This window comes from Ulvibacter sp. 2305UL32-6, assembly GCF_058148545.1.
The window spans coordinates 48,250-64,774 of the sequence record NZ_JBYVKA010000006.1 but is presented as its reverse complement, the minus strand read 5'-3'; the positions used below and the strand labels follow the sequence as shown (position 1 = coordinate 64,774).

Genomic DNA, 16,525 nt, shown 5'->3' with positions numbered 1-16,525 from the left:
TTGCAAAATAACAATAATAAAATTTGTATTACCGCTATTTCATTGGGAAAAGGTGGTGCTGAACGATCTGCGGCTATGCTCTCTCAAATGTTGGATGAGCTTGGCTATGAAGTTCATCTCGCAATCCTAAACGATGAGATAGATTTTCCTTACGCAGGAACGCTTCTCAATTTAGGAACCTTAAAAAAAGAAGAAGATTCACTTATGAATCGCTATTCTCGATTTCGTCATTTTCGTAAGTATCTTCAGAAGAACAACATCAATCTAATAATTGATCACAGACCGAAAAACCAATACTTTCGGGAGCTTTTTTATGACCATTATATTTATAAAGATATTGCGAAGATCTATGTGACGCATAGTTCGAAGCTAGCAACCTATCTCACTGAAAATCCGAAGAAATTTGTCAAGCTGTGTAATAAAAATAAAGCGAATGTCGCTGTCTCTCATTACATTGAACAAAATATTTTGCAAACGGCGGGCGTTCAAAATACCAAGACGATCTACAATACTTTTGATCCTGCCTGGGAAAAGCAAAGCGACTCTCTTCCAGAAGAACTTAGAAATATAGATTATCTGTTGTCATACGGTAGATTAAACGATTCTATAAAAGATTTTCAATTTCTGATGCAGTCGTTTTCTGCTTCAAAACTTTGGGAGCGTGGAATTCATTTGATCATCATGGGAGATGGCATAGATAAGGAAATGCTTCAGGAAAAGGCAAAAACACTTTCTGGGGGCGCACAGATCCTTTTTTTACCATTTACAAGTGAACCTTTTGGGATCATTAAGAATGCGCGTTATGTTACCTTAACCAGTCAATATGAAGGTTTTCCTATGGTGTTGGTTGAATCATTATCATTGGGGACACCAGTTGTTTCGCTTGATATTGTTTCGGGTCCAAGTGAAATTGTGGTCCATGGCGAAAATGGTTTGCTAATCGCAAAAAGAGAAGTACCTTTATTTTCCGAAAGTCTTGTGCGTATGTATGATGATAATACGCTATATGAGCGATGTAAGACCAATGCAAAGACTTCGGTGGAGCGTTTTGCTCCAAGAGAAATAGCCAAACAATGGCAAGAAGTAATTAATCATGAGTAAAACGGAACTTCAAAAAATAGTATTGCGCGATATTCCCAAAATATCGGCCGAAGACGGTCGCGGTAATCTTTCTGTTATTGAAAAAGAGCTGCTTCCTTATGATATCAAGCGGGTGTACTATTTATACGATGTGCCCAGCGATTCTACGCGTGGAGGTCATGCGCATAAGCAGTTACAACAATTTTTAATTGCTTTAAGTGGAAGTTTTGACGTGGTGCTCGATGATGGTGTTGAACGCCGTACTATCACACTTAATCGTCCAAATAAAGGCGTCTTGATCCCTTGTGGAATATGGCGTGAGCTAGAAAATTTTTCGGCTGGAGCTGTGTGCCTTTCGTTAGTAAGTGAGGTTTACGATGAAGAAGATTATATTCGTGATTATAACGACTTTAAATCATTTGTAAGCCGATAAATACCGACCTCTTTTTTCCATACTTTTTTTAAACCACAGAAGAATTTTGACCAAAAATAATGGTGCTTTCAGAAGAAACCGCTGTTTGTTGTTTAGATCGTCAAGGTGAATTTTTGATCGAAGCCTTCGGAAACTTTCTGTATCGCCATTTAGTCTAGCAAATAGGGCGATCGAGTAGCGATTCAGACTTAAAAACTTCCGAAGCCCCTTGTGAGTATTTATAAATGGATCATAACGGTCTAGGTTGGCCTTATGACTCGTGTTTGTAGTAGTGCTAAACAAACCATCAGCAAGTAAAATATATCGCGCCGTTATTTTTTTGCTGAAAACTACTCGATACTTTAAGGCGATTCGTATGTATAGATCTGTGTCTTGTCCGCTTTTTATATTATTGTCGTAATAACCTACTTTTTCAAAAACATCTTTGTGTAAAACTGTAGTTGAACTATGCAGTAAGGAGCTGCTGTAGCTATTCGGAAAATAATCGAGAAGAGCATCTTGCTCGTTTTCGTCCATTGTAAGTTGGTAATGCGATGGAAAGATGGTTCCATTGCGCTCCACTTCCGAAGCTGTTGTAAATACCTGTTCTTTTGGATATTGTTCAATCAATCGGTTTAATTCTTCCAAATGCTTATCATACCAATAATCATCTGCATCCAACAAAGCGATCCATGGTTCATTGGCATGTTTTATGGCTGTATTTCGGGCCGCTGCAGCACCTTGATTGGTTTGTTTAAAGTAGGAGATGCGAGAGTCTGCATACTCTTTAATGATGCTTTCACTCTCGTCAGTAGACCCATCATTGACAATGATGATCTCAAAATTGTTATAGCTCTGACTTAAGACACTATCGAGTGTCTTTTTGAGATACTTCGCTTTGTTATAAACCGCTATGACAACCGAAAATTTAGGCATGTTTTTTAAGTTTGATATAGTGATTTAAACGGTACAGGTCGAATAAAAACAATGAAGGATGTGCACTGCCCAAGTTGACTTTAATGATAGGGTTTATTAAAAATACAAGTACACGAATCAATGGTAATACTCCTTTTTTCTTGGCTCTGAGATATGCCTGTTGTAGTGTGGTTGTATTATTTTCGAGTTCTCCTTTTTCCTCAAGATGGACAATTGTTTCAAGTGCTTCAAAGGATTTATTTATAAATACTTCGGAAGTTTCTAAGCCTAGATGGATCACAGGATTATCGATATGCAATACATTAATTTGGAGGTTTTTTAATTGTTGCGAAAGCACAAGATCATCGCCGTAACTATTTTCTTCGAGTGTGTTGATCTTCAGAAATAAGGTCTTTTTAATACATAAATTAGCAGAAACTACGATATGGGCTTGCTGGTTCCGTTGTGCAACAGATCGCGATTCACGGGCTTTTCCGTAGCAATAGCGAAGCATGCTTTTTTTAGGTGGTTTTTCTTCCGCATAAACAATTCCTCCTGCTATTACATCAACAGCTTCTTGGAGGCGTGAGACATAATTTTGAATAAAATCGTGTCGTTTGGGGAGCACGTCGGCATCTAAAAACAACAATGTTTTAAAGCGTGCTTTTTCCGCTAGCAGGTTCCTAATTGCACTTCGACCAATATTTTTGGTTCTTTTGGTATAGCTAGCAAACTTTAGTTCATTGATCTGTTTGTTTTCTTCGGAAGGGTTTGGCGACCCATCATCAAAAACAAGGATCTCAAACGGAATTTGAGTTTGTTCTGCCTGACTGTGAATGGCGGTAACCAAAGACAGCGAACTTACGTTGTATGTTGGGATAAGGATGGAAAGCATGGTTGTACGAGGCTAATTTACAATATCTGAAGAAGGTTTTTAGTTTTTGCGAACCTAAGTTTTAATAGGGAACCGAAAAATTATGTAGCTTTATAAAATGAAGAACTGCCTTTTCTTGTTATTATTATTTGTGATTGCACCCAAAGAACTTCAGGCGCAAGAAAAAGCTTGGTTTTACCTTCGGGCCACAGATACTTTGATCCTGCCGCAGTTTAAAAAAGTAAAGGATCAATTAAAATATACAGGCAATGATAGTAAGCTAAAGCAGGTTCTTGACACATACGAGATCTACGAATTCAAAAAAACCTATCGGAAGGCGCGTAGAAAGTATCTCAAACGCACTTTTTTTGTTATGGCAAATAGCGAGCAACTCTTGCCTGATCTGTTGGCTAATGTGCCCGATATGTTCGAATCTGGAGATGTGATTCCTTCCGAAGACAAAAAAATATACGAACCCAATGATTACGGATTAACTAGCACTATTGGTGCGAATATAGGTTTGCAGGCAAATTTAGATTACTTAGATGTACTCGGTTTGCCCGAAGCATGGTATTACACAACGGGCGATAGAAATACGATTATTGGGATCTCAGATGGTCGTTTAGATACCTTGAATCCTGAATTTGCAGGTAAGTCGAAACAAATTAGAGGATCGACGCTTTCAAAAGGCCACGGGATAGCGATCTCTGCCAATGCTGCGGCCCAAGGAGACAATGGTTATGGAATCGCGGGGGTTTGTTATGATTGCAGTGTTTATGGAACTATCTATGGTGATGTTAAAAACTACTCGGAAGTTCAAGGCTTGGCCGAGCTTGGTGCTCGCGTAGTGAATTGTAGTTGGGCTGCAAATGCGTATCACGATTCTGGGAAGGCAGTGATAGAAGAGCTTTTAAAAAACGGAACTGTGGTCGTGGCTTCTGGAGGAAATAAAAAGTGGGAAGACACCAAAGGGAAGGTAACCATGTATCCCGCAGGTTATGATAAGGTGATCGCTGTATCGTCGGTCATGCATAAATATGCAGATGTCTCTGAAAATACTGTGATTATCCCAAAAGACAACTCACCGGCCTTTGCCAATATTCGTGGCTACGTGGGGCGAACGGGTGGATTTGTTGATAATGATACTACCAAAGCACCCAAGATTTATCCTGTTAGCGTACGCACCCTAAACCCGATGATAGATATACTTACGCCAACAGTCGATATTGTTAATTTTGCCCCATATACTTTTACAGGAGACCTCGAGTACAATCATTTTTCAACAACATCTGGCGCCTCTCCATTTGTTTCAGGTACTGTGGGTCTTATTTTTTCGATGGCGCCTTGTTTTCCTGCTGAAGAAGTAGAAACTGTGATTAAATTAACTGCTACCAATATTGACCATATTGAAGCAAACAAGCCGTATGCTGGAAATTATGGTGCAGGAATGTTAAATACGGGAAGAGCTGTTAAAATGGTTTATAATATGTTTGCTAAACAAGGGAATGTAATGATAGAAAATCAGCAATTTTCCCGCTGGAATTTAAAACTAACATCCTACTCAAATCAGGTTACAATAAAAAATCAGAAATTCACTGAAGCTGCACGTTTTGATCTGAAGGCTAAGCACCAAATTGTTATTGGTCAGAATACGGTATTACGTCCAAATAAGAAGGGGAGTATCTCGTTAAAGATTGATCCAACACTTCAAAAGCCTTGCGACCTTGTTTTGCGTGATCCTAGCATTCCGCAGTGATCATTTCGATTGATATACATCAAAGTATCTTCCTTCCTCTATTAGAGTCCACGTATTTTTTATCAACGGAATGATATCATATCCGTCTGCTTCGTAAGGAGTAAGCGTTAACTTTTCTAAAAGCACAGTTGTGTTTTTTTCTGAAAGTTGTTGAACGAGTAATAACGCTTCATCATTAATTTCAACGTCAAGTGGCCAATCGGTTCCAATAGGATTTACTGTTCTAGTAAGATAATTTGCCAAGGGCATAGAAGGTATGGCTGTAAACTTAGGGTATTTGGTAGAAAGTTGTTTTAGTTCTGTATATTTTTCATAGGTTGATTTATCACTTTTGATCGTAGCTAATTGAGGAAATACCTCGCCCATGTTGTACGTAAGTTCTTTTCGTGGAGAGTCACGATAAATGTATTGATATCCAATTCCGAAGGTGATTAGATATCCAACAAGTACGATGGTCGCCACGGGAATAGATAAGGATTGATTTCTATTGTGATAAAAGAAAAAATACAGCGTAAAAACCATAGGCAGAGCAAAATGAATTGGGGTTCTAAACCCATTGCTAATGGAGGCACTCCAACTTAAGGTGAGCAATAGTAAAAGAAGGAGGTATCGTCTGTCTTTTAATACCATCCAGAAGGCATAGGCTGTAGCAGCCATAAATAAAAACTGCATTACAATCTTGATCACCGACCAATCTCCCGAGTTATTCCAAAATGATACAGCTATATAGCCAATGATGATCAAATTGGTTATTAGGTAGCCCAAAGTATTTTTTCTGAATTTCACGGCGAGTATAGCCAAAGCCAAAACTCCCAGAACATGTAAAAAGTGAAACTTTACTGCTAAATAATATGTTTTGATACCGGCCTCAACAAGAGCCGAACTTGATGTACGTTGGAAGGTTTGTTCCCAGAAAGGAGCTAAGGAACCATTGGTCAATTTAAAACCAAGGTAGCTTATCAACGATAAAAATCCGAAGATCACAAAATATTTAAGTCGGAACCAATCTTTTTGCAACACCAAATAGGCAAATAAAAAGATAGGAATAAAATAGAAAGATTGTTTAGAGAAGACTCCTAGCATCAAGCAGAAGGATCCTAACAAGATATAAAGTACCGAAGTGTTTTTCTTCAGAATAAAATAAAAAGCCAAAACACAGAATAAGACGCCATCAATTGTATTCCAGCCCATTGGTGGGTAGTTGTGAATTGTGGTGATCGCGGCCAATGATGCAATAAAATACAAGCTGGTTTTTGATCGTATTTCAAAATGCTCAAAGAGCAATTTAGTTCCTAATAGGGAATAGAGAAATATTTGAATGTAGAAAAATGATCGGTCTAATAAGTACCCATAGGTTTCAGAAATAAACAAAAAAATAGTGTGCAGAAACGCCGGAATGGCTGGGCGTGTATAAATAAAATCACGATGTGGTATTTGACCGTTATAAACGTTCCAAGAAGATCCAAAAATATATCCGGTATCGGTATCTTCAAAGCCATACGGCATATAGAAAACGAGATAGAATACACATAACAGATAGAACAGTCCCTGAAAAACAATATCGATTCGCTTGGAATTTCTGGAACTCATTTGCTAAGCTATAGTTTGGTTGATAGTGTCGTTAGACCGTTTTTTGAACCACCTCAAAGATCTGATTTTCATCACATTTTAAGGTTTTAGAAGGATATTTAAGAAGCAGAGCATAATCATGTGTTGCCATTAAAATAGTATTTCCGTTTTTATTGATCTCTTGGAGTACTTCCATCACTTCGACGCTTGTTTGCGGATCAAGATTTCCTGTAGGTTCATCGGCTAAAATAAGCTCGGGGTCATTGAGAAGAGCTCGTGCAATAGCCACCCGTTGTTGTTCGCCGCCAGAAAGTTGATAAGGATATTTAAACGCTTTGGTTTTCATATCTACCTTATCTAAAACTTTATCTATTCGCGTTTCCATGGCGGGTTTTTCTTTCCAGCCGGTTGCATTTAAAACAAACATTAAATTGTCTTTAACCGTGCGATCATTGAGCAGTTTAAAATCTTGAAACACAACTCCAAGTTTTCTGCGTAGAAAAGGAATGTCTTTTTCTTGAAGCGTAGCAAGATCGTAACCTACAATTTCACCTTCGCCCTTATTTAAGGGGAGGTCGCCGTACAAGGTTTTCATAAAACTACTTTTCCCTGTTCCTGTTTTCCCAATTAGGTATACAAATTCACCTTTTTCAACCGAGACCGTTACATCCGAAAGGATGAGATTCTCGCGTTGAAATATAGAGGCGTTCTTTAAAAATAAAACAGGTTGCGACATGAATAGGGTTGCTTTTAATTGTTTCTGAATGCGTCCTCAAAAGTAGCCTTAATCTTCGATTTCAGAAAGTTTTTCTTTTAAGTTATCTAGTTCTTGTTGCTGCTGAAGTGTATAGAGGGTAAGCTCTTCTATTTTTTGGAGCAAGATAAGATTCATAGCTTTTAGCGAAAGTCCTTCCGAAGTCATTTCAGCTGCCGAAGGTATACCTGGTAAATGATGATTTGTTTCTATATACGCCGAAACTTCTTTCAAGCTAGGCATTGTATAAGTAGGATTTAATTGCGAGGTGCCTGTAAAATAGGTTTCAAATACATAATCTGGTGCAACCGCGCCGTTAAGATCGACCAAAACTTCCTGAGTATGAATTTTCCCTTTAACCGTTAGCATTTCATCGGGTTGCTTGGTGCCAATTCCGATCTTTCCATTCTTTTCAGTTACATTTTTGAGTTTTTGCGAAAACCCATTGGTTGTAACAACTAGTGCAAAACAAAATAAGAGGATGTATTTCATGATTGTGCTGTAATGTTTCAGCTTTAAAAGTACAGATTTTTCTTTAGCAGAAGTGAAAATAGGTTAAACGATTTACACATTTCATTTATTAGGTCACGCTTATACATTAGACAAATGCACTTATGTATTTAGTATTGATACACAGTTTATTAATCTATAGATTTAAGTGTTTTGAAGACAAGTCCATGGTGTTTTTCAGATCGTTTTCATTGTATTTAATATTCATCTAAACTCTTTTATTATGAAAAAAAATATTCTATTTATTTGTAGTGTTCTTTTTGTAAATTTTCTAATTGCACAAGACGTGGGGCCCACGCCTGCTCATCCTTGGGGTGGTTCTACTCAATATGTTGGTGATTTGTATAGAGACGGAAATGTTGGAATTGGCAATACTGCTCCAACTGAGAAACTTGATGTAACAGGAAATATACTTGGGCAAAAAGGAAAATTTGTTTCAAATCTTCCCAATGGTGGGTTTTACGTCAATGGAGAGGCTCGAAATTTAGCGTGTAATGTTTTGAGAGCTGGAACAACCTTGTCCAGCACAGGGAGCCTATTTAATTTCCTTGATTTCCCTCAATCAAATTTAAACCCTCAAGCGCAATCTTTTTTGGGTATCGAAGATCGAAACTACAAGAGCAGATTTAGATTTTTTGCGAATACTGGAGGATCGAGCGAGCAACTGTACTATGATAAAAATCAAACGGTATTTTACAGTCTGAGTGAAGACGGCGCAGGAAATGTATTTTTAAATTTACCAAAGGCAAATTCTTATGTTTCAATTGGAACAGCATCCTATCAGGACGGGAGTGATCTTTATAAACTTTCTGTCGATGGAAAAGTACGCGCCCACTCTGTTAAGGTCTATACTACTTGGGCCGATTTCGTTTTTGAAGATGACTACAAATTACCAACATTAAAGGAAGTAGAAGAGCATATAAACGCTTTTGGGCATTTGGAAAATATTCCTAGTGCGAAAGAAGTTGAAAAAAATGGAATCGAGTTAGGAGAAATGAACAAATTGCTATTGCAAAAGATTGAAGAGCTTACTTTATATCTTATAGAGAAAGACAAGCAAATGGAAAAATTGAATTTAGCGGTAGAAAGACTCGAAGCTATTAACAATGATAAATAGAGGAACTATGAAAAATATGCAACTTATCTTGCTCTTCATAGTGTTTTTGTTGGCTAGTACAACATATACTGAAGCGCAAGTTTATGGCTACTATGTACGTGCAAGTAGTCACGACTTTAATCCGTCACTATATTTTGACGGTACATCTCTAAAATATTCAGGTAGGGATTTGGCTTTACAAGCCCTTTTTAATAATAACACAATTTATGTTTTTGAGAAGGAATTTAACTTTTCTAAGCGATCAGATTTGCAAAGAACTTTTTATGTTCAAACAAATTCTGCTACCTCCCTTAAAGAATTTCTTCAAAAAGCACCTTCAATCTTTGAATATGGAGAGTATTTAGGGATCGAGGATCCAGAATTGCTGTATTTTCCGAATGATTATGGAATCACAGGTGGTTCAAATCAAGGAGCTAATGCCAATTTAAGATATTTGGACTTTATTGGAATGCCTCAAGCATGGGATTATACCACGGGTAGCTTAGATATAGATATTGGGATATCAGACGGTGGGCCTTTGGATGCCACGGATCTCGAATTTGCTAATAAAACTACGGTGTTAGCCACAGAAGACACTGACCCTAACGGTACTTCCCATGGAAATAATGTTACTGCAATCGCCGCTGCGCAAGGTGACAATGCGTATTCTGGTACAGGAGTATGTTTTGATTGTAGCGTTCTCAAAAATGGCTACAGATCTGTGCCTGGATTTCCTGGGAGTAGTTTTGAACGGATTATAGAGTTAGCTGAGGCTGGTGCTAGAGTAATAAATTGTAGCTGGGTAGGTCTGGGCTATTCAGAGAGCCGTCAACATGCTATAGATGAATTGACTGAATATGGCATAGTAATTATTGCAGCAGCGGGGAATCAAAAAACTGGAAGTTTGCCCAGAAACGAGCTTTATCCCGCATCATTTGACAATGTTATTTCAGTCTCGGCAGTTGGAAGTGGAAACGACTTGGATTGCAATAATATTGCTAGTGATGGCTCAGGTAGTTATATTCCAAATGTGAAAAATTATTTAACAGGAAGAACAAGGCTTGTGGCAAATTATGACTGTAATCAGCCTCTTGAAAACCAAGTTAGTCTCGATTTAGGCAAAACACCAACTTTAAATGCCAAAGTTGATATTGTAGCCCCTGGTTCTGGTCACTATCGGCATTATCAATCGGTAATGAATGGTACAATCGAATATATATCAGACACAGATTTATGGACGTCTCCTACAGCGCCTTTGGTGACGGGAACCGTTGGGTTAATGAAGGCACTAAATGATTGTTTGCCTTTTAATGAAGTTGTTTCCATATTGAAAATAACTTCTACTAACATTGATGATATCCCAGCAAATCAAATTGCTGCAGGCTATTATGGTTCTGGAACGCTACATACTGGCCGTGCCGTTCAATTAACTAATAATTTATTGAGGTCAGACTCAATAGCGTATTTAAGAAACCAAAGGTTTTCTCGGTGGGATTTTATCTTTAATGGGGTTTCTGAAAGTATAGTTATGGAAGATCAGGAGTTTACAGATGAATCAACCGTAACTGTTACTGCTAAGAATGAAATTATTTTGGAAGACGGAACTTTTTTAGAACCAAACTCAAATGGCTTTGCAATTTTCGAAATAGACTCCACCTTGGTTATTGATACAACTGGTTGTGCTACCTCTCCTTTAACTTCTGACGAAAAAAATAGTGAGAAAGTAGAAGAATTAGAAACCTATATTTTAGCACCTAACATCGTTTATGATTTAACAACTATTTCCAAAGAAAATAAGGATGGAGATAAAATTGTTTCGATAAGAGTATTTAATATGATAGGAATTGAAATGTTAACCATTGAAAATATAAATGAATATCAAGTTGAAGTTGACCTGTCAAGATTCTCTACAGGTGTTTACCTAATAAAAGGCTACGATCTTAATGATCAAGAAATTTTTACAAAAAAGGTTATCAAGAATTAACCTTAGGTTTCCTAAAACTAGCTATATTGAAAAACCGGGACTCTTTAGTCTCGGTTTTTATTTGTTCAATAAACTTAGCGTGAATATAATTATCGATCGTTTCCGCCGTTATTAGAGATGTTAGAAGTTCGTAGCATATGACAGAATTCAGAAAGATTTAAATAAAGAGCTTTAATACAAAGGTTTAAGCCTGTTTGGTTAAATGTTAAAAATTTCACCTGTCAACTATTTAGACTTCTAGCACAAAATGTATCTTTATACGTTCAAAATAAACCTACAGTGCAATGACAAAAAACCTCATGTTAAGCATGCTATTCGCGTGCTTTTTCCTTACAGCCTATACCCAACAAACAGCTGTTTTTACAAATGAACTAGCTGATTTCAACAAGGCGATTGAACTTTACAAGAACAATCAATTTCTAGCCGCACAGAATCTTTTTACGAATGTAAAAGAGCAAGTGGCAGACGAATCAATTCAAGGTGATTGCGCCTATTATATCGCAAATTGTGCTGTACGCTTAAATCAGCAGGATGCCGATCAATTGATGGAATCCTTTGTAAGTGATTATCCCACAAGCATCAAGCGAAATGACGCCTATATCAATGTGGCTAATTACTATTTTGAAAATGGAAAATATTCCTATGCCTTAAAATGGTATGATAAAGTGGATGATGCTAGTATTCCGCGTAGCGAAAATGACCGCTATAACTTTAATAAAGGATATGCCTATTTTAAAAGCAAGCGCTACAACGAAGCTAAAAAATATTTTAATCGCGTAAGTACATCGGCTAAATATGGCTCGCAGGCAAAATATTATCTGGGCTTTATCGCTTATGAAGGTGATGACTATACCGAAGCCAACGAACTTTTTGAAGAGGTGAAAGATGAAGAGCGCTACGCAGAAGGATTAAGCTATTATCAAGCCGATATGAACTTTAAACTCGGGAAGTTTCAGAAAGCGATCGATATGGGAACCGAGAAATACGACAGCTCAAACCCAAAGGAACGCAGTGAACTAGCAAAGATCATTGGCGAAAGCTATTTTAATTTAGAGCAATACGACCAGGCAATTCCATTTCTTAAAGAATACAAAGGAAAAAGTGGCCGTTGGAATAACACAGATTACTACCAACTTGGGTATGCTTATTACAAGCAAGGACAGTATGAAAACGCCATTGGGGAGTTTAATAAAATTATTGACGGCCGCAACAGTGTAGCGCAAAATGCGTATTATCATTTGGCCGAAAGCTATTTGAAACTAGATCAAAAGCAACAAGCACTGAATGCTTTTAAAAATGCTTCGGAAATGGATTTTTCTTTGGAAATTCAAGAAGATGCAACGCTTAATTATGCCAAATTGAGCTACGAGATAGGGAATAGCTACCAAAGTGTTCCGCAAGTGATCTTAAATTTTATAGAAAAATACCCGAAGAATAAAAATGGAGCCGCCCTAAAGGATCTTTTGATCGATTCGTATATCACCTCCAAAAATTACAAAGCTGCGATGGAATTGTTGGAAAACAATAAATCGTTTGAAAACAAGCTGGCGTATCAAAAAGTGGCTTTCTTTAGAGGGGTTGAATTATACAATGAAGGTAACTATCAAGAAGCCATTTCGTTATTCAATAAATCCTTAAAAGAGCCTCGTGATGCTAGTTTTACTGCTCGAGCCACCTATTGGAAAGCAGAAAGCGATTATCAGTTGTCAAATTTTGAGGAAGCACTTATTGGTTATAAGCAGTTTAAACAATTACCTGCATCTACTACAACCCCAGAATATGCAAACAGCAGCTATAACTTGGCCTACAACCAATTTAAGCTCAAGCAATATGAAGATGCAATTTCCAACTTTACTACCTATGTTTCGGCGACTAATAGCGAAGCGGCACGTAAAAAAGATGCTTATTTACGCTTAGGCGATAGTCATTTTGTAACAAGCAAATACTGGCCAGCCATGGAAAATTATAACAAGGCCATTGAACTTGGTACGCCAGATGCCGATTATGCCGCTTTTCAGAAGGCAATCAGTTACGGCTTTGTAGATAGAACCGAAACGAAACTGGAAGAGCTCAATGCATTTTCAAGAAAGTATCCTAAATCGGTTTACAAAGATGACGCTTTATACGAATTGGGAAATACCTATGTTTCTCAGAATAATTCGGCCGAGGCACTAAAAACCTATGATCGCTTAATTCGCGAAGTGCCAACAAGTAGTTATGTGTCTAAAGCGTTATTGAAAAAAGCACTGCTTTTTGACAATGCCGGAAAAAGTAATGATGCGCTAAGCTTGTTTAAGCGTGTTGCAAATGATTACCCTTCTACACCTGAAGCAATGCAAGCCGTATCTTCTGCAAAGCTGATCTATATCGATCAAGGGCGTGTTGATGAATATGCCAATTGGGTAAATACCTTAGATTTTGTCGATGTGGCTGACGCCGAATTAGACGATGCAACTTATCAGGCTGCTGAACAACCGTATTTGGAAAATAAGACCGAACAAGCAACAACACGTTTTGAAGCCTATTTACAGCAGTTTCCAAATGGGCAGCATGCTTTACAGGCTCATTTTTATCTCGGACAATTATATTTTGCGAAGAATGCTTCGGAAAAGGCGATTGGCCATTTTAAATTCGTGGTTGACAAAGAGCGCAGCGAGTTTACCGAACAAGCGCTAGCACGTATTTCTGAATTGTATCTTACTAAAAAAGAATATCAAAATGCGTATACCTATCTCGCCCGATTGGAGTTGGAAGCCGACTTCCCGCAGAATATCATCTTTGCGCAAACAAACTTAATGAAGGCGAGCTACGAATTGAAAAACTACGCTAAAGCCGTTAATTTTGCTGAAAAAGTCCTTCAGAATTCAAAAATAGACAACAATATAAAAAGCGATGCACAAGTGATCATTGCGCGTTCTGCTATGAAAACCGGCGACGAAGGCAAAGCCAAAACAGCCTATGCTGAGGTGTCAAAAATTGCAACAGGAGCACTGGCTGCCGAAGCACTTTACTACGACGCATACTTTAAACACAAGGCTGGAAGTTTTGAAAGTTCAAACGCAGCGATACAGAAATTAGCAAAAGATTTTAGTGGCTTTAAATTCTATGGAGCCAAAGGCTTACTGCTTATGGCGAAGAATTTTTATGCGCTAAAAGACGCGTACCAGGCGACTTATATTCTTGAAAGCGTGATCACCAATTTTACCGATTACCCCGATGTGGTTGAAGAAGCCAAAGTTGAGCTGGCTAAGATCAAAGCTGCCGAATCGAAAACAAACTCGTCTGTTGAAACAGACGGAAACTAGTCTCCAAATCTCTCAAAACAAAAAAATCTATCTATGAAAATCATAGCAAATTTATATTTTAAATCCACTTTCGTTTCTAGTGTGTTGCTACTCTTGTTCACTTTTTGTACCACACATGCTTTTGCCCAAGATGACGACCTTGGCACCGAAGTGGTTAATATTGTGAAACCCTACACACCAACGATCTCCGATGCTTTTAAAGTGAAAGAAACACCTGTGCTTAACGATTCTGTTTCAACCCAAAAGCAACCTGTTGAATACAATATCTTTTCGGTGCCCGTAGCTTCTACATTTACTCCCGCTAAAGGGAAAGCGGCTACAGTTGAAAAAGCGAAGCCCGTTAAATTGTACGATAATTATGCAACGCTTGGCTTCGGAAATTATACGAGTATTCTTGGAGAATTGTTCAGCAATTTTCAAATAAGTAGAACCGATAATGCAGGCTTCTTTTTTAGACATAATTTGTCGCAAGGAACAGATTTTGACAATGCCAATGGCGATAACAAATTTTATGATACGCAACTAGATGCACATTACGCAAGTAGACAACGAGACGCATCGTATCGTTTAGAGGCTGGTGTAGAACATCAGGTTTTTAATTGGTACGGAATTGACGATCAATATTTTGAAACTTTTGAAGCGAATCAGCAAGCTGAAGATATTCAACAGACCTATTTTAGTGGATATGTAGGGGGTAATATGACTTTTGATGAATCGCTTTTTGAAAAACTTTCGGCTAAATTACGCTATACAGGTGACGCCTTTGGATCTTCGGAAATTAATGTGCTTGCAAAGCCAGAATTTTCTTTTCCGCTGAATGACCTAACGCTAAAGATTGATGGTGACATCGATTTCTTAAATGGTTCTTTTGATCGTGCTTTTCTCGACGGACCCGGTTTTGAATACAGTTATCTCAATGCAGGAATAGCGCCTTCCATTGTTTATGTAAACGAAGATCTAACGCTTTCGCTTGGAGCAGCGGCCTATGTTGGCTTGGACACAAAAAATAGCCAGTCAGATATCTTTATCTACCCGAAGATCAACGTTTCATATCGTTTGGTAGATGAATTACTAATTGTATATGGTGGAGCTGATGGCGGTTTAGATCAAAATAGTTATTACGGTTTTAAAAGTGAAAATCCGTTTGTTTCTCCAACACTTTTTGTGGCGCCAACAAGTCATGTTTACGAAGGCTTTGGAGGAATTAAAGGAAAATTGTCTAACGAAATCGGGTATAATGTTCGCGGTTCCTACGGAAAAGATGATAATCACGCATTTTTCAGAAATAACGTCTTTGTGGATCCTTCGGAAGTAACTGAAGTTTATGAATACGGCAATTCTTTCGGTGTCGTTTATGACGATCTGAATACGCTAGAAATATTCGGAGAGCTTACGGCTGCGATTTCAGAAAATTTCAGCATAGGAGCCAATGCTAGTTTCTTTAGTTATAACACCGACTTTCAAACGGAAGCTTGGAATAAGCCCGAGTTGAAAGCTACCTTGTTTTCCAACTTTAATATTACTGAAAAGCTATACGGAGGGGCTTCACTATTTTATGTTGGCGAACGCAAAGATCAAGAGATCGCTGTAGGCTCTTCAATAGATCCGTTTCCTACAACGGTAACCTTAGATGGTTACGTAGATGCAAACGCGCATTTAGGTTATCGATTTAGCGATAGACTTTCTTTCTTTGTAAAAGGAAGTAACTTGATTGGTGATAATTATGAGAAATGGTATGGCTTCCCAGTCCAGTCAATTCAAGGTTTGGCAGGAGCTACCTATAAATTTGATTGGTAGAGACGCAACCTTTAATAATTTGTAGGTCATACTAGAAACAAGCATGATGAAAAAACAAATTATAGCAATACTTTTAGGAATATTGACGGTAACAATGAGTTGTAGTTCTGATGATGACAAGAATGCTCAAGAATCCTCATTGATTGGAGAATGGCACGTAGTTCATCTTACGGGAGGGATTGGTGGTGTTGATGAATATCCAGAACGCGATGAAATTGTATGGATCTTTACACAAGATGAAGTCACCATAATTGATGCCTTTTTGGGGTCGCCAGGTGATCCAGTGACACATTCGTATGAGGTAGTAACCGTTCAGGGCTTAACATATCTTACAATGAATGGTCAGGATTTCGGGAAATTTTCACTTGCTAATGACCAACTTTTTATAGATACCAATAAACTTCCCACGGGAGGTGGAAATGATGGCTATCTGTACACGCTAGCGCGGTAGTTTTTTAGTGGAAAAAGAATAA

13 protein-coding genes are annotated in these 16,525 nt (G+C 38.0%); 8 read left to right on the top strand and 5 right to left on the bottom strand.

The genetic code is table 11. From position 1 onward, the window contains the following. Both ACY2RU_RS16305 and ACY2RU_RS16300 read left to right on the top strand, forming a co-directional pair. Positions 1-1,101: a glycosyltransferase gene (locus tag ACY2RU_RS16305; RefSeq protein ID WP_490139547.1), complete on the top strand. Its 1,101-nt coding sequence runs from the start codon at positions 1-3 to the stop codon at positions 1,099-1,101. Further along, on the top strand, positions 1,094-1,513 hold the full coding sequence (locus tag ACY2RU_RS16300; protein ID WP_490139546.1) for a sugar 3,4-ketoisomerase: 420 nt from the start codon (positions 1,094-1,096) through the stop codon (positions 1,511-1,513). Before ACY2RU_RS16305 ends, ACY2RU_RS16300 begins: the two co-directional genes overlap by 8 nt. Here ACY2RU_RS16300 and ACY2RU_RS16295 read toward each other — a convergent pair. Together ACY2RU_RS16295 and ACY2RU_RS16290 are read right to left on the bottom strand one after the other, a co-directional pair. Next, the gene (locus ACY2RU_RS16295; RefSeq protein ID WP_490139545.1) at positions 1,496-2,428 is read right to left on the bottom strand and encodes a glycosyltransferase family 2 protein; all 933 of its coding nucleotides are present in this window, start codon (positions 2,426-2,428) and stop codon (positions 1,496-1,498) included. The two genes, ACY2RU_RS16300 and ACY2RU_RS16295, sit on opposite strands and share 18 nt — an antisense overlap. Beyond that, the gene (locus ACY2RU_RS16290) at positions 2,421-3,302 is read right to left on the bottom strand and encodes a glycosyltransferase family 2 protein (RefSeq protein ID WP_490139544.1); all 882 of its coding nucleotides are present in this window, start codon (positions 3,300-3,302) and stop codon (positions 2,421-2,423) included. The genes ACY2RU_RS16295 and ACY2RU_RS16290 overlap by 8 nt, the downstream gene beginning before the upstream one ends. Positions 3,303-3,399: 97 nt before the next feature. On the opposite strand from ACY2RU_RS16290, the gene ACY2RU_RS16285 reads away from it, so the two are divergent. Then, entirely contained in the window at positions 3,400-5,037 is a 1,638-nt protein-coding gene (locus tag ACY2RU_RS16285; RefSeq protein WP_490139543.1) for a S8 family peptidase, read from the top strand. Here the strand turns inward: ACY2RU_RS16285 and ACY2RU_RS16280 are convergent, their stop codons facing one another. The 3 genes from ACY2RU_RS16280 to ACY2RU_RS16270 are packed head-to-tail and all read right to left on the bottom strand — an operon-like array spanning position 5,038 to position 7,852. Beyond that, positions 5,038-6,627, bottom strand: a complete 1,590-nt coding sequence (locus ACY2RU_RS16280) for a hypothetical protein (protein ID WP_490139542.1) — start codon at positions 6,625-6,627, stop codon at positions 5,038-5,040. A 31-nt stretch (positions 6,628-6,658) separates the two neighbouring features. Further along, positions 6,659-7,342: a cell division ATP-binding protein FtsE gene (locus ACY2RU_RS16275; protein ID WP_490139541.1), complete on the bottom strand. Its 684-nt coding sequence runs from the start codon at positions 7,340-7,342 to the stop codon at positions 6,659-6,661. A gap of 48 nt (positions 7,343-7,390) precedes the next feature. Then, the gene (locus ACY2RU_RS16270; RefSeq protein WP_490139540.1) at positions 7,391-7,852 is read right to left on the bottom strand and encodes a hypothetical protein; all 462 of its coding nucleotides are present in this window, start codon (positions 7,850-7,852) and stop codon (positions 7,391-7,393) included. Positions 7,853-8,093: 241 nt separating this feature from the next. Between ACY2RU_RS16270 and ACY2RU_RS16265 the strand changes: the two genes are divergently transcribed. From ACY2RU_RS16265 to ACY2RU_RS16245, 5 genes are all read left to right on the top strand, one after another. Next, a complete protein-coding gene (locus tag ACY2RU_RS16265) occupies positions 8,094-8,987 on the top strand; it encodes a hypothetical protein (protein WP_490139539.1) in 894 nt (297 codons plus the stop codon). Positions 8,988-8,994: 7 nt separating this feature from the next. Next, entirely contained in the window at positions 8,995-10,950 is a 1,956-nt protein-coding gene (locus ACY2RU_RS16260; RefSeq protein ID WP_490139538.1) for a S8 family serine peptidase, read from the top strand. Positions 10,951-11,234: 284 nt separating this feature from the next. Continuing rightward, entirely contained in the window at positions 11,235-14,255 is a 3,021-nt protein-coding gene (locus ACY2RU_RS16255) for a tetratricopeptide repeat protein (RefSeq protein ID WP_490139537.1), read from the top strand. A 33-nt stretch (positions 14,256-14,288) separates the two neighbouring features. Beyond that, entirely contained in the window at positions 14,289-16,052 is a 1,764-nt protein-coding gene (locus ACY2RU_RS16250) for a TonB-dependent receptor (RefSeq protein WP_490139536.1), read from the top strand. A 46-nt stretch (positions 16,053-16,098) separates the two neighbouring features. Beyond that, positions 16,099-16,503, top strand: a complete 405-nt coding sequence (locus ACY2RU_RS16245) for a hypothetical protein (RefSeq protein WP_490139535.1) — start codon at positions 16,099-16,101, stop codon at positions 16,501-16,503. Positions 16,504-16,525: the final 22 nt, after the last annotated feature.